Consider the following 19,216-nt stretch of genomic DNA (forward strand, 5'->3'; position numbering starts at 1 on the left):
CTTCAAAATGTGACAGCTTTTACTGGCTTAGAGTGGCTTGCCGCGGTTGCCATGCTGGCTGACAAAGGCTTGCACGGCTTTCAGGTCGTTTGGCAGAACCGTGCAGCGCTCGTTTCGCTCAAACAAATCAGAAAGATGTGCAGGTAGTTCGAGCGCTTTTCCTACACCCGCTTTCTCCACTGCCTCAGGAAACTTGACCGGATGGGCAGTACCCAGAATGACCATCGGGATATCCAGGCTGCGACGGCATTCGCGCGCGGCTTTCACACCGATGGCAGTGTGCGGGTCGAGCACCTCACCGGTTTGCTCGTAGACGTCGGCGATGGTTTCGCAGGTCTGCGCATCGTCCACCGCCAGCGAATCGAACAGCTTGCGTGCTTCGGTCCAGCGCTCTTGCTCGACGCTGAAACTGCCGTCCTTTTTGAACGAGTCCATCAGGCCGGCAATCGCCGCACCGTTACGCCCGTGCAGGTCGAACAGCAGGCGCTCGAAGTTCGACGACACCATGATGTCCATCGACGGCGACAGCGTTGCGTGCAGGGTTTCCTTGACGTACTGGTTGCCGCTCATGAAGCGGTGCAGGATGTCGTTGCGGTTGGTCGCGACGATCAACTGGTTGATCGGCAGGCCCATGTTGCGCGCCAGGTAACCGGCGAAGATGTCGCCGAAGTTGCCGGTCGGTACCGAGAACGACACCGAACGCGCCGGACCGCCCAATTGCAGGGACGCATGGAAGTAGTAAACGATCTGGGCCATTATCCGCGCCCAGTTGATCGAGTTCACCGCCACCAGACGCGTGCCTTTGAGGAAGCTCTGGTCGGCGAAGCTGTTCTTGACCATTTCCTGGCAGTCATCGAAGTTGCCTTCGATGGCGATGTTGTGGATGTTCTCGCCGAAGATCGTTGTCATCTGCCGACGCTGCACTTCCGATACACGCTGATGCGGGTGCAGGATGAAGATGTCGACGTTTTCGCAGTGCTTGCAGCCTTCGATGGCCGCAGAACCGGTGTCACCAGAGGTGGCACCGACAATCACCACGCGCTCGCCGCGCTTTTCCAGCACGTAATCGAGCAGGCGACCGAGCAGTTGCAGGGCGAAGTCCTTGAACGCCAGGGTCGGGCCGTGGAACAGCTCAAGCACCCATTCATTACCGTTCAACTGACGCAGTGGCGCCACGGCGCTGTGGGCGAACACACCGTAGGTTTCTTCGAGAATCTTCTTGAAATCGGCATCCGGAATGCTGCCGGTGACAAACGGGCGCATCACCCGGAACGCCAGTTCGTGATAAGGCAGACCGGCCCAGGAAGCGATCTCTTCCTGAGTGAAACGTGGCAGATTTTCCGGGACGTACAGACCGCCGTCGGTCGCCAGACCGGCCAGCAGGACCTCTTCGAAATTCAGGGCCGGGGCCTGGCCGCGAGTACTGATATATCGCATTTTTTTCAAACCTTCGGTTTGAGCTGCAAGCTTCAAGCTGCAAGTCGCAAGTAAAAGCCAGACTGCTTCTCTCTTGCCGCTTGCAGCTCGAAGCTTGCCGCTGCTTTAGTTCAAATGTTCGACACGGATCCGTACAACCGGGCCGTCGACGCCAGCCAGAGCTTCCAGCGCGGTGATCGCATCGTTGATGCGCTGCTCGACCACGCGGTGGGTCAGCAGGATCATCGGCACCAGGCCGTCATGCTCTTCGACTTCCTTCTGCATGATCGATTCGATATTGATGCCGCGCTCCGACAGGATGCTCGCCACCTGCGCCAGTACGCCCGGATGATCCTTGGCGTGAATGCGCAGGTAATAAGCGCTCTCGCACGCTTCGATCGGCAGGATCGGATGCGCCGACAGCGAGTCCGGCTGGAAGGCCAGGTGCGGCACACGGTTTTCCGGGTCGGAAGTCATCGCGCGAACCACGTCGACCAGATCGGCGATCACCGAGGAAGCGGTCGGCTCCATGCCAGCGCCGGCACCGTAGAACAGCGTCGAACCGGCGGCGTCGCCGTTGACCATCACTGCGTTCATCACGCCGTTGACGTTGGCGATCAGGCGATCGGCCGGAATCAGCGTCGGGTGCACGCGCAACTCGATGCCGGCGTCAGTGCTGCGCGCCACACCGAGGTGCTTGATGCGATAGCCCAGCGCTTCGGCGTAGTTGACGTCGGCAGTGGTCAGTTTGGTGATGCCCTCGGTGTAAGCCTTGTCGAATTGCAGCGGAATGCCGAAGGCAATCGACGCCAGAATGGTCAGCTTGTGCGCGGCATCGATGCCTTCGACGTCGAAGGTCGGGTCGGCTTCGGCGTAACCCAGCGCTTGCGCTTCGGCGAGTACGTCTTCAAACGTACGGCCCTTCTCGCGCATTTCGGTGAGGATGAAGTTGCCGGTGCCGTTGATGATCCCGGCAACCCAGTTGATGCGGTTGGCGGACAGGCCTTCGCGGATCGCCTTGATCACCGGAATGCCACCGGCCACCGCCGCTTCGAATGCCACGATCACGCCTTTCTCGCGTGCCTTGGCGAAAATCTCATTACCGTGAACGGCTATCAGCGCCTTGTTCGCGGTGACCACATGCTTGCCATTCTCGATGGCCTTGAGTACCAGCTCGCGGGCAACGGTGTAGCCGCCCATCAGCTCTATGACGATGTCGATCTCAGGGTTCGTGGCCACTTCGAAGACATCGTTGGTAATCGCAATACCGGTCGTCTGGAACTGAGGCTTTGGCGTGCGCGTGGCAATTTGTGCCACTTCGATTCCACGCCCGGCACGACGAGCAATTTCCTCGGCGTTGCGCTGAAGTACGTTGAAGGTACCGCCACCGACGGTCCCTAACCCACAGATGCCTACTTTGACCGGATTCACTGTGAACTCCCCATGAAACGGCCGACACAGGGTCGGCCGGAAAACAACCGCGTGCTCGCGGCTCTCTGTTGATGGCCCGGCGCTGTTACCGCCGGACCACGATCGTCAACGGTTGCCCGTGACGATGCGAATTACTTCGCGCCCAGCGCCAGTTTGGCGACTTGTGGCGCCGGCTGGTAGCCTGGAATGACCTGGCCGTCGGCCAAAACGATGGCCGGTGTACCGTTCACGCCGATCGACTGACCGAGGGCGAATTGCTTGGAAACCGGGTTATCGCACTTGGCGGCCTTGATTTCCTTGCCATCGACCATTTTGTCCATGGCGGCTTTCTTGTCTTTCGAGCACCACACTGCTTGCAGCTGCTCGTCACCCGGCGAATTCAGGCCCTGGCGCGGGAACGCCACGTAGCGCACTTCAATGCCGCGCTTGTTCAGCTCCGGCACTTCGGCGTGCAGTTTGTGGCAGTACGGGCAAGTGGTGTCAGTGAACACGGTGATATGCGATTTGGTCTCGCCCACGGCCGGGTACACCACGGTTTCGGCCACCGGGATGGCATTGATCAGTTTGGAAATGCCCAGGCGTTCGGTCTTCTCGGTCAGGTTGACCGGTTTGCCATTCGCCAGCTGATACAGGTTGCCCTGCACGATGTACTGGCCATCGGCGCTGGCGTACAGCACGCGGCTGCCTTTGAGTTTGACTTCATACATGCCAGGCAACGGGCTGGCACTGATGCTCTCGACCGGAACCTCGAGTTCGAGTTTTTCCAGGCTTTGACGAATGGCTTTGTCAGCCGCGTCGTCGGCGACGGCAAAGGTGCTCACCAACGCAATGGCGGCGGCGGCGAAAATCTGGATCAGACGCATGAGTACTCCTGAGGGCGGGCCAATGAAACGGTCAGAACGCCCGTGCGAAACACCGGGTCATAACCGTCCATCGTGCAAACCGGCAAAGCCTAACACATAAGGTCACGAGGGCCGAATGCGCCTGTCGCCACACACTCATGTGCAACTGACACATCTTCATGCTTGTACAACTGACCCACAACCACATGTGACTGACACACATTATTGTGGCGAGGGGATTTATCCCCGATCGTTTGCGAAGCAGCCCTGAACCATCCACCGCGATCTTCCAGTCAAAATCGAGCCAGCCGGGTTTGCGACTGCTGCGCAGCCGAACGGGGATAAATCCCCTCGGCACAGGTCAGTGTTTCAACATTATGGGATGTGTCAGCCGCGTGGGTGGTGTTTGGCGTGCAGGTCCTGCAAGCGGGCGCGGGCGACGTGGGTATAGATCTGCGTCGTAGACAGGTCGCTGTGGCCGAGCAGCATCTGCACCACGCGCAAGTCCGCGCCATGGTTGAGCAGGTGTGTGGCGAACGCGTGGCGCAAGGTGTGCGGCGACAGCGACTTGCTGATCCCGGCGACCTTGGCCTGATGCTTGATGCGATGCCAGAACGTCTGCCGGGTCATCTGCTCGCCGCGCTGGCTGGGGAACAGCACATCGCTGGGGCGGCCACCGAGCAACTCGCCACGACCATCACGCATATAACGCTCGACCCAGACAATCGCCTCCTCGCCCATCGGCACCAGACGCTCCTTGCTGCCTTTGCCCATCACCCGCAATACGCCCTGGCGCAGGTTGACCTGCTCCAGCGTCAGGCTGATCAGTTCGGTCACGCGCAGACCACAGGCATACAGCACTTCAAGCATCGCGCGGTCACGCTGGCCGATGGCATCGCTCAGGTCCGGCGCCTTGAGCAGTGCTTCGACGTCGGCTTCCGACAGCGACTTGGGCAACGGCCGACCCAGTTGCGGCATGTCGACGCGCAACGTCGGGTCGACGCTGATCAGTTTTTCCCGCAGCAGATAGCGATAAAAGCCACGCACCCCGGAGAGAAATCTCGCGGTGGAGCGCGGCTTGTAGTTTTGCTCCAGCCGCCACGCCAGATGATCGAGGATCAATTCGCGGCCGGCATTGATCAGCTCGAGATTTTTCTCCTGCAACCAGCCGTTGAACAGCGCAAGGTCGCTGCGATAGGCGTCGCGGGTGTTGTCGGACAGGCCTTTCTCCAGCCATAAAGCGTCGAGGAATTGATCAATCAGCGGATGGTCGATGGCAGGCATGGATGCTCGGGGCAGGCAGTTTTTCACACTGCGCGCAAATAGACAGTGAACGACGGGAATGGCCGCTAGTCTTTCATAGCCAGCCAGATCAAGGAACAGGGAGCATCAATGAACGAGCAGCAAATTCTCTTGGCATTTGGCGGGATCGGCGCGGCGGCGCTGGGCTGTCAGTGGCTGGCATGGCGCCTGAAGCTGCCGGCCATTCTGTTTCTGCTGCTGACCGGCATTCTGGCCGGCCCGCTGCTGGGTTGGCTCGACCCGCAGGAAATGTTCGGCCCGCTGCTGATGCCACTGGTGTCGCTGGCAGTGGCGCTGATTCTGTTCGAAGGCAGCCTGACCCTGCACCTGTCGGAATGGAAAGAGATCGGCAGCGTCGTCCATCGCCTGGTGACCCTCGGTGCGATCTCGACCTGGATCGTCATCGCGGTCGCCACGCACTTTCTGCTGGGCTTCGACTGGATGCTGGCGATTCTGTTTGGCAGCCTGACGCTGGTCACCGGTCCGACCGTAATCGTGCCGATGCTGCGGGTGGTGCGGCCAAAAGCTTCGATTGCCAACATCCTGCGCTGGGAAGGCATCGTCATCGATCCGATCGGCGCTCTGCTCGCCGTCGTGGTGTACAGCTTCATCATCGCCAGCGCTGAAGGCCATGGCCTCAAGCAAAGCCTCTTCACCTTCGGCGGGGTGATTCTCTGCGGCACCGTGTTTGGTGTCGTCGGGGGTTGGCTGCTGGGGACGGTGATCCGGCGTCAGTGGCTGCCGGAATACCTGCATAACCTGGCCTCCCTGGCAGCCGTGCTGGCGATCTTCATCGGTGCCAACCAGGTGATGCATGAGTCCGGACTGCTGGCGGTGACCCTGATGGGCATGTGGCTGGCCAACATGAAAGGCGTGGACGTGCGGCACATCCTGCACTTCAAGGAAAACCTCAGCGTATTGCTGATTTCCGGGCTGTTCATCCTGCTCGCGGCGCGCCTGGACCTGGACGCTTTGCTTGGCCTGGGACCGCTGGTGTTGATTCTGCTGTTGGTGATCCAGCTGATCGCCCGTCCGTTGAATGTTTTGCTCAGCACCGCCGGCTCCAGTCTCAGCTGGCGTGAACGGGCGCTGCTGTGCTGGATCGCGCCGCGGGGGATCGTCGCTGCGGCTGTCTCGGCGATTTTCGCGATTCGCCTGGATGAATCCGGACATGAAGGCGCCCTGCTCCTGGTGCCGCTGACCTTTGCGGTAATCATCGGCACCGTGGTTTTGCAAAGCGCAACGGCTCGACCGCTGGCACGGCTGTTAAAGGTCGCCGAACCGGCGCCGAGCGGTTTTCTGATCGTTGGAGCCAATGGCCCGGCCCGTGAATTGGGCAAGTCGCTGCAGCAGCTGGGCAGTCGCGTACTGCTGACCGATTCGAGCTGGGAGAATATCCGCGCGGCACGCATGGAAGGCTTGCCGACCTATTTCGGCAACCCGGCGTCGCAGCATGCCGACGCGCATCTGGACCTGGTGGGGTTGGGGCATTTGCTGGCGCTGTCACCGTCGGGCGAGCTGAACACATTGGCGGCGATGCGCTTTCGTCATGACTTCGGTCATCAGCGCCTGTTCGGTCTGGCCAGCGGCCATGAAAGCCGCCGCAGCGATAAACATCGGGCGAGCCTGGAACACCGGGGCAATCAGTTGGGCAGTGAGGCACTGACCTATTCGAAACTGGCCGGCCAGATGGGCCAGGGTGCCGAGCTGTACAGCACAACCTTGACGGATGGGTTTGGCTGGGATGATTACCGGGCGCTGCACGGCAATCGCGCAACTTTGCTGTTCATGCGTGATGACAGCGGCTGGGTGCATGTGGTGACGCCGGAAACGGCGCTGAAGCCTGGGGCTGGATGGACGTTGCTGGCGTTGATTCAACCAGAAGGTTCCAGCGCCTGACAGAGCGATTCGCGAGCAGGCTCGCTCCCACATTCGGACTCCTGTGGGAGCGAGCCTGCTCGCGCAGGCCGCGACTCGGTCACAGACAGACTGAAGATCCTTGCAGCACAAATCCCGGGCAACAAAAAAGCAGCCCGTAGGCTGCTTTTTTCTGCATCGGAAGCTGGGCTTAAGCCAGTTTTTCCTTGATGCGTGCTGCTTTACCCGACAGGTCGCGCAGGTAGTACAGCTTGGCTTTACGTACGTCACCGCGACGTTTAACAGCCATGCTGTCGATCTGCGGGGAGTAGGTCTGGAAAGTACGTTCTACGCCAACACCGTTGGAGATTTTACGAACGGTGAACGCACTGTTCACGCCGCGGTTACGCTTGGCGATTACAACGCCTTCGAACGCTTGCAGACGGGAACGATCGCCTTCCTTCACTTTCACCTGAACGACAATAGTGTCGCCTGGGGCGAAGGTAGGGATTTCTTTGGTCATCTGCTCTGCTTCGAGTGCAAGGATGATTTTGTTGGTCATGCTGTGCTCCTAAGGTAAATCGTTCGATCTACCATCGATACGTTGTTAACTATCGTCCCGCTCGCGGATGTATTCCTCGAGCAGCTTCTTCTCTTCTCCAGAAAGCGAGCGGCTTTCCAGAAGATCGGCGCGTCGTTCATAGGTCCGACCAAGGGACTGCTGTAAACGCCAACGCCGGATATGCGCGTGATTGCCACTCAGCAACACGTCGGGAACACGCTGATCCGCATACACCTCCGGTCGGGTGTAGTGCGGGCAATCCAGCAGACCATCCGTAAAGGAATCTTCCTCAGCGGAATCCGCATGCCCTAAAGCTCCAGGCAGCAGTCGTGTAACCGCATCGATCAGGACCATGGCCGGCAGCTCGCCGCCAGACAGTACATAGTCGCCAATCGACCACTCTTCATCGACATGAGCCTCAATAAAGCGCTCGTCAATGCCTTCGTAGCGGCCGGCAATCAGGATCAATGCATCCGATTGTGCCAGCTCGCGTACCGCCGACTGAGTCAGTTGACGGCCTTGGGGGGACAGGTAAATCACCTTCGCCGCCTCCCCGGCTGCTGCCTTGGCCTGAGCCAGCGCATCTTCCAGGGGCTTGATCTTCATCACCATGCCCGGACCACCGCCAAACGGGCGATCGTCCACAGTGTGATGCCGATCCGTCGTGTAATCTCGCGGATTCCAACAGGTCAGCTGCAAGAGCCCCTGTTTGACCGCACGACTGGTGATGCCGTAATCGCCAATGGCGGAAAACATCTCGGGAAACAAACTGATCACTTCTACGCGCAAGTTAGCCACGTTCAGAAGTCCGCGTCCCAATCCACCTTCATCTCGCCCGCTTCCAGGTCGACGGCCAACACGCATTGCTCCGTATAGGGCAACAGGCGTTCGCGATCATCCAGGCTGCCAGCGCAAGGCTTGACGACCATTACATCATTGGCGCCGGTTTCCAGAAGATGATCGATTTTCCCGAGCAGTTGCCCAAGGGTGTCGATGACCTTCAGACCTTCCAGCTGGTACCAGTAGTACTCGCCTTCGGTCAATTCAGCGAACAGGTTGCGCGGCACGCAGATCTCATAACCGGCCAGAAGACGAGCTTCTTCACGATCATCGAGACCCTTGAGCTTGGCGACCAGGAACTTGTCGCTCCCGCGTCCACTGACCAGCTCGACCTGTTTGACATTGCCTTCGCGCTTGAGCGTCCAGGTTTTGTACTGCAACAGGTTTTCAGTCGGATCAGTAAAGGAATAAACCTTCACTTCGCCGCGAACGCCATGAACAGAATAAATTTTGCCAATAACGATCAAATCATCGGCAGGGGCTGGCGTCGCGTTCATATTGCTCAGGCCGCAGCCTTGGCAGATTCCTTCAACAACTGAGCAACGCGCTCAGAAGGTTGTGCACCAACGCTCAGCCAGTAGGCAACGCGCTCTTGGTTCACGGACAGACGGATTTCCTGACCACGGGCAACAGGGTTGAAGAAACCAACCTGTTCTTTGTGGGAGCCGTCACGCGGGTTACGCGAGTCGGTTACGGTCAGGTGGTAAAACGGGCGCTTTTTGGAGCCGCCAAGGGCAAGACGGATTGTTAGCATGTGAACATCGTTCCTGTAGTCGGTGCTGCAAATCTAAATGCACAGCGGGCATGGGTGCCCGAAAGGCCGCATATTCTAAGGAATATCCGGACTTTTGCAAATGACTTTTTCCGGCGCCCATGGCATGCCGTGCAGATTTGCATAGAGAGCCGTCGATAAAAACGGCCAGTCAGCTCCCGCCGAGTGCGGGTTTGCTGTTGATCCTGCGTCCTTGCAGGGTCTGCGCCGGTGCGACGACCGGCGAAGTCTTTACATTTTCGGCATGCCGCCGCCGGGCAACATACCGCCCATGCCGCGCATCATTTTTGCCATACCGCCCTTGGCGGTGAATTTCTTCATCATCTTCTGCATCTGCTTGTGCTGCTTGATCAAGCGGCCGATGTCCTGCACCTGCGTGCCGGAACCCATGGCGATCCGGCGCTTGCGCGAACCGCTGATCAGCTCAGGGTCGCGGCGCTCGGCCGGGGTCATGGAATTGATGATGGCTTCCATCTGCTTGAACTGCTTCTCTGCGGCGTTCTGGGCATTGCCCATCTGTGACAGGTTGACCCCGCCGATGCTCGGCAGTTTGTCCATGAGGCCGCCGAGGCCGCCCATGTTCTTCATCTGTTGCAGCTGATCGCGGAAGTCTTCGAGGTCGAAACCCTTGCCCTTCTTCAGTTTCTTGGCCAGTTTGTCGGCCTTGTCCTTGTCCAGCGTCGCTTCGGCCTGTTCGATCAGGCTGAGCACGTCGCCCATGCCGAGGATCCGCGAGGCGATACGCTCAGGGTGGAACGGATCGAGCGCTTCGCTCTTCTCGCCCATACCGATGAACTTGATCGGCTTGCCGGTAATGGCGCGCACCGACAGTGCGGCACCGCCACGGGCGTCGCCGTCGACCTTGGTCAGGATCACGCCGGTCAACGGCAGCGCATCGCCGAAAGCCTTGGCCGTGTTGGCGGCGTCCTGGCCGGTCATGGCGTCGACCACGAACAGGGTTTCGACCGGGTTGATCGCAGCGTGCAGCGCCTTGATCTCGCCCATCATCTCTTCGTCGATGTGCAGACGACCGGCGGTGTCGACGATGACCACGTCGATGAATTTCAGTTTGGCTTCTTTAATAGCCGCGTTGGCGATGTCGACCGGCTTCTGGCTCAGGTCGGACGGGAAGAACGTCACGCCGATGTCGTTGGCCAGGGTTTCCAGCTGCTTGATCGCCGCCGGACGGTAGATGTCCGCCGAAACAACCATGACCGACTTCTTCTTGCGCTCTTTAAGAAAGCGCGCCAGTTTGCCGGCAGTGGTGGTTTTACCCGCGCCCTGCAGACCGGCCATCAGAATCACTGCTGGCGGAACGGCACTCAGGTTGAGGTCTTCGTTGGCCGCGCCCATCAGGCTTTCGAGCTCGGCCTGGACGATCTTCACGAACGCCTGGCCCGGCGTCAGGCTGCGCGACACCTCGGTGCCGACAGCGCGCTCCTTGACCGAATTGACGAAGTCCTTGACCACCGGCAATGCGACGTCAGCTTCGAGCAACGCCATGCGCACTTCACGCAGGGTGTCTTTGATATTGTCCTCGGTCAGCTTCGCCTTGCCGGTGACATGGCGCAGCGTCTGCGAGAGACGGTCGGTTAAGTTTTCAAACATTGCGCGATCCTTTCAGGCCCTGTACGAACCGGGATAATGGCGGCCCAGACCGGAATCAACATGTGCTCGGCGAGCCTGCGGCGTGGGCAGGTCGCGGATTATAGCGAAGACTGCGGCCGGCGGACACCTCGCCGTCAGCTTGCGGAGTCTTTCGTGCCGTGGCGGTTCTATGCCAAACTCAGCGCCTTTCGGGCTCGCCTAACAGGATTTATGCTCCCCTTGTCACCCAGTTTGCTGACCACCCTCGCCGCCGCCCTGCTCTATGCCGCTGCGACCGTCTATCAAAGCACTCGCCTGGCCACCGGCGCCAAGGCGAACAAGCGCCTGCTGGTCAGCCTCGGCGTCTTCGCCGTGCTCGCCCACGGCGCCAGTCTGCTTACACATTTATTGACCCCGATCGGTCTTGGCCTGGACTTCTTCAGTGCGTCCAGTCTGATCGCTGCTGCGGTAATCGCCCTGACCCTGCTCGCCTGTTCACGGATCCCGGTGGAAAACCTGCTGGTGCTGCTGTTCCCGCTGGGCGCGATCACGGTATTGCTGGCGCAGTTCGCGCCGACCGGCACGGTGCAGATCATCGATGAAGAGCCGGGCATCCTCGCGCACATTCTATTGTCGATCCTCGCCTACGGCATGTTCACCATCGCCGTGTTCCAGGCGTTGCTGCTGCTGGTTCAGGACCATCAGCTCAAGCACAAGCACCCGTCCGGGCTGATCAAGAACTTCCCGCCCCTGCAAACCATGGAAAGCCTGCTGTTCGGCTTTCTCTGGGCCGGCTGGACGCTGCTGTCGCTGTCGCTGATTTCCGGCTGGCTGTTCGTCGAGAACCTGTTTGCCCAGCATCTGGTGCACAAGACCCTGCTGGCCTGCCTGGCATGGATCGTCTTCAGCGTGCTGTTGTGGGGCCGCAACCGTCTGGGCTGGCGCGGCCACAAGGCGATTCGCTGGACCCTCGCCGGTTTCTGCCTGCTGATGCTGGCGTACTTCGGCAGCAAACTGGTTCGTGAATACATTCTGCACATCTGACGGGCGGCATAAATGGACGGTTTGCCCATAGGGCCGATGCTGGCGGTATTTGTCCTGCTGATTTTATGGTCAGGGCTGTTTACCGCCGTCGAAATCGCGCAGCAGCACCTGCTTGCGCAACGTATCGCCTCGCGCGCCAGCGATAAACCGCTGGCGAAGCTGAGCTTCCCGCTCGACAGCCTGATCCTCTGCAACACCCTGTGCCGCGCTCTCGCGGTGATCATCGCGACGCTGCTGGCGATTTTTCTCTGCGAAGAAAACGGCCCTTGGGCGGCGTGCCTGGGCGCCGGCGCCATCCTGTTGGTGTTCGCCGATTATTTCCCGCGCACCGTGGCGCGGCGCTATCCGGATGCCGTGCTGGCGTTCGGCAATGCCCTGCTGGTCGTGCCGATGAAAATCGTCTACCCGTTCGCGTGGCTGTTCAGCCGGGTCAGCGCTTTGCTGTTGACCCCGTTCACGCGCAAGGCTCAGGTGGTGCAACAGAGCGAGGACGAGTTGCCGGCCGATCACGATGATGATCACGAACATCCGGTCCGCGCCCACCCGGTGTCGGGCATTCATGCGCTGGACAACATCACGGTCAACGACATTCTGGTGCCGCGCAGTGACGTCGACGGCATCAACCTCGACGATTCGATCGAAGAGATCATCGAGCAACTGCGCGAGAACAAGCGCACGCGTCTGCCGGTGTTTCACAGTGACATCAATCAGGTCGAAGCGGTGCTCAACACCCGCCAGATCGGCCATTTGCTGAGCTACGGCGGATTGACCCGCGAGGCACTGCTGGCCGCCAGCTACGAGCCTTACTTCGTCCCGGAAAGCACGCCGCTGCAACTGCAACTGCTGAACTTCCACAAGCAGCAACGCCGTCTCGGCATGGTCGTGGACGAGTACGGTGAAGTGCTGGGTATCGTCACCCTTGAAGACATTCTCGAAGAAATCGTCGGCGAATTCGAAAGCGAGCACAGCCTCGACAACCCGCACATCCATCCCCAGGCCGACGGGCGTATGTTGATTGATGGCGCCGCGTCGATCCGCGACCTGAACAAGTGCCTGGGCTGGCATCTGCCGAGCGACGGGCCAAAGACCCTGAACGGCCTGGTCACCGAAGCGCTGGAAACCATTCCGGAAAGCGCGGTGTGCCTGAAGATCGGGCGTTATCGACTGGAAATCCTCGAGACCGAGGAGAACCGGGTGAGCAAGGTGTTGATCTGGCTGACCTCATCGGTGCCTGCTCTGATGCCTGCTCGATAAAGCTGCATTGTTTGCGCTTGTTTGATCGTTAGCCCCCTTCCTATAATCGAGGCGCTTACCCAAGCGCCGTCGATCCCTGTGCCTACCCGGCACTGCCCGGATCCTGACTGTTTCCGCTGCAAACCGACGACTGTTCCTACTCGAAACAGCGCTCGCGCCCTACCCCACATCCCTGGGTGTTCGACCATAATAATTCGCTCCACTGGAGCTCATGACTGTCAGGGATCACCGCATGACGACCCATACCGCTTACAGCGAAACCGCGCCTGCCCAGCCGACCAATTCCGCCACCCGCGTGGCCACGGCAAGCTTTATCGGCACCGCCATCGAGTTCTACGACTTCTACGTTTATGCCACCGCTGCGGCGCTGGTGATCGGGCCGGTGTTCTTTCCGCAGACCTCCGGCACGGCGCAGATGCTTTCGGCGTTTCTCACTTTCGGCATTGCCTTCCTCGCCCGACCACTGGGTTCGGCACTGTTTGGCCACTTCGGCGACCGCATCGGGCGCAAGTCGACGCTGGTCGCCTCGCTGCTGTTGATGGGCGTGTGCACCACCTTGATTGGCGTGTTGCCGGGCTACGACAGCATTGGGGCCTGGGCGCCGATTCTCCTGTGCGTGCTGCGTTTCGGTCAGGGCCTGGGCCTTGGCGGCGAATGGGGCGGCGCAGCGCTGCTGGCTACGGAAAACGCGCCGAAGGGCAAACGCGCCTGGTTCGGCATGTTCCCGCAGCTCGGCCCATCGATTGGTTTTCTTGCGGCCAACGGTCTGTTCCTGACCCTGGCGATGACGCTGGATGATGAACAGTTCCGCAGCTGGGGCTGGCGCATTCCGTTTCTGCTCAGCGCGGCGCTGGTGATGGTCGGCCTGTATGTGCGCCTCAAGCTGCATGAAACGCCAGTGTTCGCCAATGCGATCGCCCGTCAGGAGCGAGTGAAAGTGCCGCTGGTGGAGTTGTTCAGCCAATACTGGGCACCGACCCTGCTCGGTGCGGCGGCAATGGTCGTCTGCTATGCGCTGTTCTATATCTCGACGGTGTTTTCCCTGAGCTATGGCGTATCGACGCTGGGTTACAGCCGCGAGACTTTCCTTGGCCTGCTGTGCTGTGCCGTGTTGTTCATGGCCGCAGCGACGCCATTGTCAGCCTGGGCCAGCGACCGTTACGGGCGCAAACCGGTGCTGATCATCGGTGGCGTGCTGGCGATTCTGTCCGGATTTCTCATGGAGCCATTGCTGACGCAGGGCTCGACCTGGGGCGTGGCGCTGTTTCTGTGCATCGAGTTGTTTTTGATGGGCGTGACATTCGCACCGATGGGCGCGCTGTTGCCTGAGCTGTTTCCGACCCACGTGCGTTATACCGGTGCTTCAGCGGCGTATAACCTCGGCGGCATCGTCGGAGCCTCGGCGGCGCCGTTCTTTGCGCAGAAGCTGGTGGCGATGGGGGGGTTGAGCTATGTCGGCGGGTATGTGTCGGCGGCGGCGGTGTTGAGTCTGATTGCGGTGCTGTGCTTGAAGGAGACGCGCAACAACGATCTGAATCAGGTTGCCTGACAGAAGATCAAGAGCTTCGCGAGCAGGCTCGCTCCCACAGGGACATGCATTCCAAATGTGGGAGCGAGCCTGCTCGCGAATAGCTGCCGCGACCCGGTTTACAGCTCGACAACAACCGCCTGCGACGCACGGGTCGCCTTGGCACGTGCAGCCTCGATCGACTCATCCCGCGCCAGCGCCACGCCCATGCGGCGCTGGCCGTTCACTTCCGGCTTGCCGAACAGACGCAGCGCGGTGTCCGGCTCGCTCAACGCAGCGCCCAGGTTGGCAAATGCGGTCTGGGTCGACTGGCCTTCCACCAGAATCACTGCCGACGCCGACGGGCCGAACTGACGGATCAGCGGCACCGGCAGACCGAGAATGGCGCGGGCATGCAGGGCGAATTGCGACAGGTCCTGAGAAATCAGCGTGACCAGACCGGTGTCATGCGGCCGTGGCGAGACTTCGCTGAACCACACCTGATCGCCTTTGATGAACAGCTCGACGCCGAACAGACCACGGCCACCCAGTGCTTCAGTGACTGCTTTGGCAACACGCTCGGATTCAGCCAGAGCAATCGGGCTCATGGCCTGCGGCTGCCAGGATTCCTGATAGTCGCCCTTCTCCTGACGGTGACCGACCGGTGCGCAGAACGTGGTGCCGCCAATGTGGCGCACGGTCAGCAGGGTGATTTCGTAGTCAAAGTCGATGAAGCCTTCGATGATCACGCGACCTTTGCCGGCGCGACCGCCCTCTTGCGCGTAATCCCAGGCTTTCTGTATGTCATCGGCGCTGCGCAGCAGGCTCTGGCCCTTGCCCGACGAACTCATCACCGGCTTGACCACGCAAGGGAAACCCAGGTCCTGAACGGCTTTGCTGTAGTCCTCGAAGGTGTCGGCGAAGTGGTACGGCGAGGTCGGCAGATCCAGCTCTTCGGCAGCCAGACGACGGATGCCTTCGCGGTTCATGGTCAGCTGCGCCGCACGCGCGGTCGGGATCACGGTGAAGCCTTCGGCTTCCAGCTCGACCAGCGTGGCGGTGGCGATGGCTTCGATTTCCGGCACGATGAAGTGCGGCTTCTCGGCTTCGATCACTGCACGCAAAGCAGCGCCGTCGAGCATGTTGATCACGTGGCTGCGATGGGCGACTTGCATGGCCGGCGCGTTGGCGTAGCGGTCGACGGCAATCACTTCAACGCCCAGGCGCTGCAGTTCGATTACCACTTCCTTGCCCAACTCACCACAGCCACACAGCAATACGCGGGTCGCGGTTGGCGACAATGGAGTTCCGATACGGGTCATCTCAGGTCCTCAAAGGAAGCGGATCATCGAGGAAAGCCACGCAGGTGCGCTTTCCATGGGGAGAAAGCGCGGCATTTTACATGAACCCGAGGGTTTGGCTTCAGCTGGCGACAGCCTGTTTGCGATCACGCCAGGCCATGATCAGCCAGACCGCGGTAACGCCGGCGAACTTGGAGGCCAGCGCGGTGATGATCACCGGCGGCGTCAAGGCGTCGATCATGCCGAAAAAGATGAAGGTATCCAGCGGAATGCTCAGCGCCGAACTGATCCACAGACGATCACGCAACGGCCGCTTGGTGATGCTGAACACCAGCCAGTCGATGCACTCGGAGACCGCGAACGCCGTGGCGCTGGCCAGCGCGATGGAAGGGTCGGACGTGATGTAGGAGAGCACCAGCGCCGCCAGCATCGCCACGATCGCGCCATGACCGAAGCGCGTTTGCACCATGTCGCGCAGCACGAACACCAGCCCGCCCCAGGCCGACCAGATGATGTCCAGGTGCGGTGCGGTGGAAAAGGCGAAGTTGATCAGCACGACGCTGCTGATGTAGGCGATGAGGAAGATCATGGGGGGCGGCCTGTCGATTTGGCGCACAGGTTACTTGAGCGCTGGTATTGCGCCAATAGGTGCGGTGACAGGACCGACGTCTTCGCGAGCAGGCTCGCTCCCACAGTGGAATGCATTTTCAAGGTGGGAGCGAGCCTGCTCGCGAAAGCGGTGGTTCAGACGCCTGACTTCGCGGGAATCATCCAGACCAATCCACTCGCCTTCGCCCGTTCATGACACAACCCCAGCACCACACGGCGCTCGTCATTGCTCATGCGGCCCCAGCGGGTAATCTCCGCGACCGTGCGCTGGCACCCGGTACAAACGTCATCTTCATCCAGCGCGCAGATATTCACGCAAGGCGAGGCGACTGGTCGTTCAACAGTCGTCATTGTTCCTGCTCGATCAGATCGCGGGCGTAACGCTGCGAGTTATGCACATAGTGCGCGGCGCTGGCTTCGAGCATCTTTTTCTGCGCCTCGGTCAGTTCACGCACGACCTTGCCCGGCGAGCCCATCACCAGCGAACCGTCGGGAATTTCCTTGCCTTCGCCGATCAGCGAATTGGCGCCGATGATGCAGTTCTTGCCGATCTTCGCGCCGTTGAGAATCACCGCGTTGATACCGATCAGGCTGTAATCGCCGACCGCGCAGCCGTGGAGCATGGCGTTGTGGCCGATGGTCACGCCAGTACCGATGGTCAGTGGATAGCCCATGTCGGTGTGCATCACCGTGCCGTCCTGCACGTTGCTGTCCTTACCGATGAGGATCAGTTCGTTATCGCCGCGCAATACGGCGTTGAACCAGACGTTGGCGCCCTCTTCCAGGCGGACCTTGCCCACCAGCACGGCATTGGGCGCGACCCAGCTCTGTGGATGGGTTTCGACACGGGCGTCGCCCAGGCGGTATTTCATTTTGTTTTCCTCGGGGATCACGGCCGTTCGAACGACGGCTCAGGTATCGATAAAGCTTTTCGGCGGTCGGTGCAGGCTGATTTTGGCGTCATAGAGCAGGTTGATCAACTCGACGATCATGATCGCCGTCAGGCCCCAGATCTTGTACTCGCCGAAGCGATAGCTCGGCACGTACCAACTGCGGCCCTGATAATCGATGCGATGGGTATGCTCACGCGGGTCCTTGCGGAAGAATTCCAGCGGCACGCTGAAGACGGCGGCGATCTCGGCATCATTGGGCTGGTATTCGACAAAGTCGGGAATCACCCCGACATACGGCGTTACCTTGATGCCGTGCAGGGAGATCAGCGGACTGAGCGGGCCGATGACTTCGACCAGACCCGGTGGCAGGCCGATCTCCTCTTCGGCTTCGCGCAGCGCGGTGAATATGAGGTCCGGATCTTCCGGGTCGCGGCGCCCTCCGGGGAAGGCGACCTCGCCGCCATGGGTCGAAAGTCCGCTGGCGCGCAGGGTCAGGACCAGTTCCGGTTCGTCACTGCGGGTGATCGGCACCAGCACGGCGGCTTCGGGGAAACGTGCGTCGGTCTCCAGCGTACGCGGTGTGTGGTTGCTTACCCTATGCAGTAGCTCGTCCAGCATGAGTGTTCTCGATCGGTGCCTTGCTCCGCATCATGCACCAATCAAAGCGAGCGCCCAAGCCCCCGAAACCCGTCGTGTCGCGAAACGACAACTTGCCGACCGGCCCCGCTGCACGCCAAGATAGGCGCAGCATTCAGGAACCCGAGCATGAAATTTTGCAGCCACTGCGGTAACCCGGTCACCCAGCGCATTCCCGAAGGCGACTCGCGGCTGCGATTTGTCTGCGACAGCTGTCAGACCATTCACTACCAGAACCCCAATATCGTCGCCGGTTGCGTGCCGACCTGGGGGACGAAAGTGCTGCTCTGCCGCCGCGCCATCGAGCCGCGTCTCGGTTACTGGACGCTACCTGCCGGCTTCATGGAAAACGGCGAGACCATCGAGCAGGCCGCCATCCGCGAAACCGCCGAAGAAGCCTGCGCCCGGGTGCGCAACCTGAGCATCTACACGCTGATCGACGTGCCGCACATCAGCCAGGTGCATGTGTTCTTCCGCGCCGAACTGGCCGATCTGCAGTATGCGGCCGGGCCGGAAAGCCTTGAAGTGCAGCTGTTCGAAGAAGCCGACATTCCCTGGGACGAGCTGGCTTTCCGCACGGTCGGGCGCACGCTGGAATGTTTCTTTGCCGATCGGCGCAGCGAGGTTTACCCGGTGCGTTCGGAGTCGATTCCGCCACTGGTGCAGCCGGCGATCACTTGAGCTTCGCGGCACCCTGCCGATAACCACACCTGCATCTATCACTATGTGTCTGCGTCATTCTTGGGGAATCGTTTCAATGCGTTGGTTGCTTGCCCTGTTGTGCCTGTCGTTCGTCAGCGTTTCGCAAGCGTCATTCGTGACCACCGTGACGCCCTCGAACACTCCACTGATCGAAAAAGTCCTGGTACTCAAATCGGCCCACCAACTGCAGTTGATTGCCGACGGCAAGCCGCTGAAGACCTATCGCATCTCCTTGGGCAAGGGCGCGAAGAAAGGCCCGAAACTGATCGAGGGCGACAAACGCACACCCGAAGGTTTCTATTGGATCGACTGGCGCAAGACCAGCGATAAATTCAACCTGTCGATGCACATCTCCTACCCGAACATCAGCGATGCCGCCCGCGCACGCCGTGAAGGTGTCGAGCCCGGCGGGATGATCATGATCCACGGCACCCCGGACTCGGCAGACAACCCGGAGCAGTTGTTCCACACCCTCGACTGGACCGATGGCTGCATCGCCATGCGCAACGTCGACATGCGTGAAGTGTGGAATCTGGTACCGGACGGCACGATGATCGAGATTCGTCCGTAACCTCGACCGCTGGTCACCGCAAAAAAAAATAAATCAAAAGATCGCAGCCTGCGACGGCGACTACAGGGGTGATACCACTCTCAACTGTAG

At 60.3% G+C, this 19,216-nt stretch carries 20 protein-coding genes; 6 read left to right on the forward strand and 14 right to left on the reverse strand.

The annotated features are described in order from the left end of the window. Nucleotides 1–27: 27 nt before the first annotated feature. From thrC to xerD, 4 genes are all read right to left on the reverse strand, one after another. On the reverse strand, nt 28–1,437 hold the full coding sequence (gene thrC / locus KVG85_RS15260) for a threonine synthase (RefSeq protein ID WP_024011723.1): 1,410 nt from the start codon (nt 1,435–1,437) through the stop codon (nt 28–30). 105 nt (nt 1,438–1,542) lie between these two features. Then, entirely contained in the window at nt 1,543–2,847 is a 1,305-nt protein-coding gene (locus tag KVG85_RS15265) for a homoserine dehydrogenase (protein WP_024011722.1), read from the reverse strand. 131 nt (nt 2,848–2,978) lie between these two features. Beyond that, nucleotides 2,979–3,710 (reverse strand): bifunctional protein-disulfide isomerase/oxidoreductase DsbC, encoded by a 732-nt coding sequence (dsbC, locus tag KVG85_RS15270; protein ID WP_122601718.1) that lies wholly within the window; start codon nt 3,708–3,710, stop codon nt 2,979–2,981. A gap of 366 nt (nt 3,711–4,076) precedes the next feature. Then, nucleotides 4,077–4,973 (reverse strand): site-specific tyrosine recombinase XerD, encoded by an 897-nt coding sequence (gene xerD / locus KVG85_RS15275; RefSeq protein ID WP_016771535.1) that lies wholly within the window; start codon nt 4,971–4,973, stop codon nt 4,077–4,079. Nucleotides 4,974–5,081: 108 nt separating this feature from the next. On the opposite strand from xerD, the gene KVG85_RS15280 reads away from it, so the two are divergent. Then, entirely contained in the window at nt 5,082–6,890 is a 1,809-nt protein-coding gene (locus KVG85_RS15280; RefSeq protein ID WP_217864265.1) for a cation:proton antiporter, read from the forward strand. Nucleotides 6,891–7,059: 169 nt separating this feature from the next. On the opposite strand, the gene rplS is transcribed toward KVG85_RS15280, so the two are convergent. The 5 genes from rplS to ffh all read right to left on the reverse strand — a co-directional run bounded on the left by rplS (nt 7,060) and on the right by ffh (nt 10,630). Beyond that, complete coding sequence (gene rplS, locus KVG85_RS15285; protein WP_003175895.1) at nt 7,060–7,410, reverse strand: 50S ribosomal protein L19; 351 nt, start codon at nt 7,408–7,410, stop codon at nt 7,060–7,062. 45 nt (nt 7,411–7,455) lie between these two features. Then, a complete protein-coding gene (trmD, locus tag KVG85_RS15290) occupies nt 7,456–8,208 on the reverse strand; it encodes a tRNA (guanosine(37)-N1)-methyltransferase TrmD (RefSeq protein ID WP_038860625.1) in 753 nt (250 codons plus the stop codon). A 2-nt stretch (nt 8,209–8,210) separates the two neighbouring features. Then, complete coding sequence (gene rimM / locus KVG85_RS15295; RefSeq protein ID WP_016771538.1) at nt 8,211–8,747, reverse strand: ribosome maturation factor RimM; 537 nt, start codon at nt 8,745–8,747, stop codon at nt 8,211–8,213. A 5-nt stretch (nt 8,748–8,752) separates the two neighbouring features. After that, on the reverse strand, nt 8,753–9,004 hold the full coding sequence (rpsP, locus tag KVG85_RS15300; protein ID WP_003185073.1) for a 30S ribosomal protein S16: 252 nt from the start codon (nt 9,002–9,004) through the stop codon (nt 8,753–8,755). A 249-nt stretch (nt 9,005–9,253) separates the two neighbouring features. Next, entirely contained in the window at nt 9,254–10,630 is a 1,377-nt protein-coding gene (gene ffh, locus KVG85_RS15305; RefSeq protein ID WP_007967791.1) for a signal recognition particle protein, read from the reverse strand. Between the two features lie 210 nt (nt 10,631–10,840). On the opposite strand from ffh, the gene KVG85_RS15310 reads away from it, so the two are divergent. The 3 genes from KVG85_RS15310 (at nt 10,841) to KVG85_RS15320 (ending at nt 14,456) form a co-directional block, all read left to right on the forward strand. Beyond that, complete coding sequence (locus KVG85_RS15310; protein ID WP_016771539.1) at nt 10,841–11,653, forward strand: cytochrome C assembly family protein; 813 nt, start codon at nt 10,841–10,843, stop codon at nt 11,651–11,653. 12 nt (nt 11,654–11,665) lie between these two features. Then, a complete protein-coding gene (locus KVG85_RS15315; RefSeq protein WP_217864266.1) occupies nt 11,666–12,907 on the forward strand; it encodes a CNNM domain-containing protein in 1,242 nt (413 codons plus the stop codon). Nucleotides 12,908–13,139: 232 nt separating this feature from the next. After that, entirely contained in the window at nt 13,140–14,456 is a 1,317-nt protein-coding gene (locus KVG85_RS15320) for an MFS transporter (protein WP_217864267.1), read from the forward strand. A gap of 98 nt (nt 14,457–14,554) precedes the next feature. Here the strand turns inward: KVG85_RS15320 and purT are convergent, their stop codons facing one another. The 5 genes from purT to KVG85_RS15345 all read right to left on the reverse strand — a co-directional run bounded on the left by purT (nt 14,555) and on the right by KVG85_RS15345 (nt 17,835). After that, nucleotides 14,555–15,736: a formate-dependent phosphoribosylglycinamide formyltransferase gene (gene purT, locus KVG85_RS15325; RefSeq protein ID WP_122508291.1), complete on the reverse strand. Its 1,182-nt coding sequence runs from the start codon at nt 15,734–15,736 to the stop codon at nt 14,555–14,557. 100 nt (nt 15,737–15,836) lie between these two features. Next, on the reverse strand, nt 15,837–16,304 hold the full coding sequence (locus KVG85_RS15330; protein WP_016771544.1) for a VUT family protein: 468 nt from the start codon (nt 16,302–16,304) through the stop codon (nt 15,837–15,839). Nucleotides 16,305–16,459: 155 nt separating this feature from the next. Further along, nucleotides 16,460–16,675, reverse strand: coding sequence for a DUF1289 domain-containing protein (locus KVG85_RS15335; protein WP_071174484.1), 216 nt, complete (start codon nt 16,673–16,675; stop codon nt 16,460–16,462). Then, nucleotides 16,672–17,196, reverse strand: a complete 525-nt coding sequence (locus KVG85_RS15340; protein WP_217864268.1) for a gamma carbonic anhydrase family protein — start codon at nt 17,194–17,196, stop codon at nt 16,672–16,674. Before KVG85_RS15340 ends, KVG85_RS15335 begins: the two co-directional genes overlap by 4 nt. 39 nt (nt 17,197–17,235) lie before the next feature. Continuing rightward, entirely contained in the window at nt 17,236–17,835 is a 600-nt protein-coding gene (locus tag KVG85_RS15345; RefSeq protein WP_016771547.1) for a CoA pyrophosphatase, read from the reverse strand. Between the two features lie 147 nt (nt 17,836–17,982). Between KVG85_RS15345 and KVG85_RS15350 the strand changes: the two genes are divergently transcribed. Beyond that, the gene (locus KVG85_RS15350; RefSeq protein ID WP_016771548.1) at nt 17,983–18,534 is read left to right on the forward strand and encodes an NUDIX hydrolase; all 552 of its coding nucleotides are present in this window, start codon (nt 17,983–17,985) and stop codon (nt 18,532–18,534) included. A gap of 76 nt (nt 18,535–18,610) precedes the next feature. Then, nucleotides 18,611–19,126: a L,D-transpeptidase family protein gene (locus KVG85_RS15355; protein ID WP_024011712.1), complete on the forward strand. Its 516-nt coding sequence runs from the start codon at nt 18,611–18,613 to the stop codon at nt 19,124–19,126. Nucleotides 19,127–19,216 lie beyond the last annotated feature (90 nt).

The sequence above is a fragment of the Pseudomonas triticicola genome (genome assembly GCF_019145375.1).
Lineage (GTDB): Bacteria > Pseudomonadota > Gammaproteobacteria > Pseudomonadales > Pseudomonadaceae > Aquipseudomonas > Aquipseudomonas triticicola.

Excerpts from the sequence above, each read along its gene's own strand:
- rpsP (WP_003185073.1), bottom strand. The coding sequence starts at position 9,004 with ATGCTAACAATCCGTCTTGCCCTTGGCGGCTCCAAAAAGCGCCCGTTT.
- KVG85_RS15320 (WP_217864267.1), top strand. The coding sequence starts at position 13,140 with ATGACGACCCATACCGCTTACAGCGAAACCGCGCCTGCCCAGCCGACC.
- KVG85_RS15280 (WP_217864265.1), top strand. The coding sequence starts at position 5,082 with ATGAACGAGCAGCAAATTCTCTTGGCATTTGGCGGGATCGGCGCGGCG.
- ffh (WP_007967791.1), bottom strand. The coding sequence starts at position 10,630 with ATGTTTGAAAACTTAACCGACCGTCTCTCGCAGACGCTGCGCCATGTC.
- rimM (WP_016771538.1), bottom strand. The coding sequence starts at position 8,747 with ATGAACGCGACGCCAGCCCCTGCCGATGATTTGATCGTTATTGGCAAA.
- KVG85_RS15340 (WP_217864268.1), bottom strand. The coding sequence starts at position 17,196 with ATGAAATACCGCCTGGGCGACGCCCGTGTCGAAACCCATCCACAGAGC.
- KVG85_RS15335 (WP_071174484.1), bottom strand. The coding sequence starts at position 16,675 with ATGACGACTGTTGAACGACCAGTCGCCTCGCCTTGCGTGAATATCTGC.
- KVG85_RS15345 (WP_016771547.1), bottom strand. The coding sequence starts at position 17,835 with ATGCTGGACGAGCTACTGCATAGGGTAAGCAACCACACACCGCGTACG.
- KVG85_RS15330 (WP_016771544.1), bottom strand. The coding sequence starts at position 16,304 with ATGATCTTCCTCATCGCCTACATCAGCAGCGTCGTGCTGATCAACTTC.
- xerD (WP_016771535.1), bottom strand. The coding sequence starts at position 4,973 with ATGCCTGCCATCGACCATCCGCTGATTGATCAATTCCTCGACGCTTTA.
- purT (WP_122508291.1), bottom strand. The coding sequence starts at position 15,736 with ATGACCCGTATCGGAACTCCATTGTCGCCAACCGCGACCCGCGTATTG.
- dsbC (WP_122601718.1), bottom strand. The coding sequence starts at position 3,710 with ATGCGTCTGATCCAGATTTTCGCCGCCGCCGCCATTGCGTTGGTGAGC.
- KVG85_RS15350 (WP_016771548.1), top strand. The coding sequence starts at position 17,983 with ATGAAATTTTGCAGCCACTGCGGTAACCCGGTCACCCAGCGCATTCCC.
- rplS (WP_003175895.1), bottom strand. The coding sequence starts at position 7,410 with ATGACCAACAAAATCATCCTTGCACTCGAAGCAGAGCAGATGACCAAA.
- KVG85_RS15315 (WP_217864266.1), top strand. The coding sequence starts at position 11,666 with ATGGACGGTTTGCCCATAGGGCCGATGCTGGCGGTATTTGTCCTGCTG.
- KVG85_RS15310 (WP_016771539.1), top strand. The coding sequence starts at position 10,841 with ATGCTCCCCTTGTCACCCAGTTTGCTGACCACCCTCGCCGCCGCCCTG.
- thrC (WP_024011723.1), bottom strand. The coding sequence starts at position 1,437 with ATGCGATATATCAGTACTCGCGGCCAGGCCCCGGCCCTGAATTTCGAA.
- KVG85_RS15355 (WP_024011712.1), top strand. The coding sequence starts at position 18,611 with ATGCGTTGGTTGCTTGCCCTGTTGTGCCTGTCGTTCGTCAGCGTTTCG.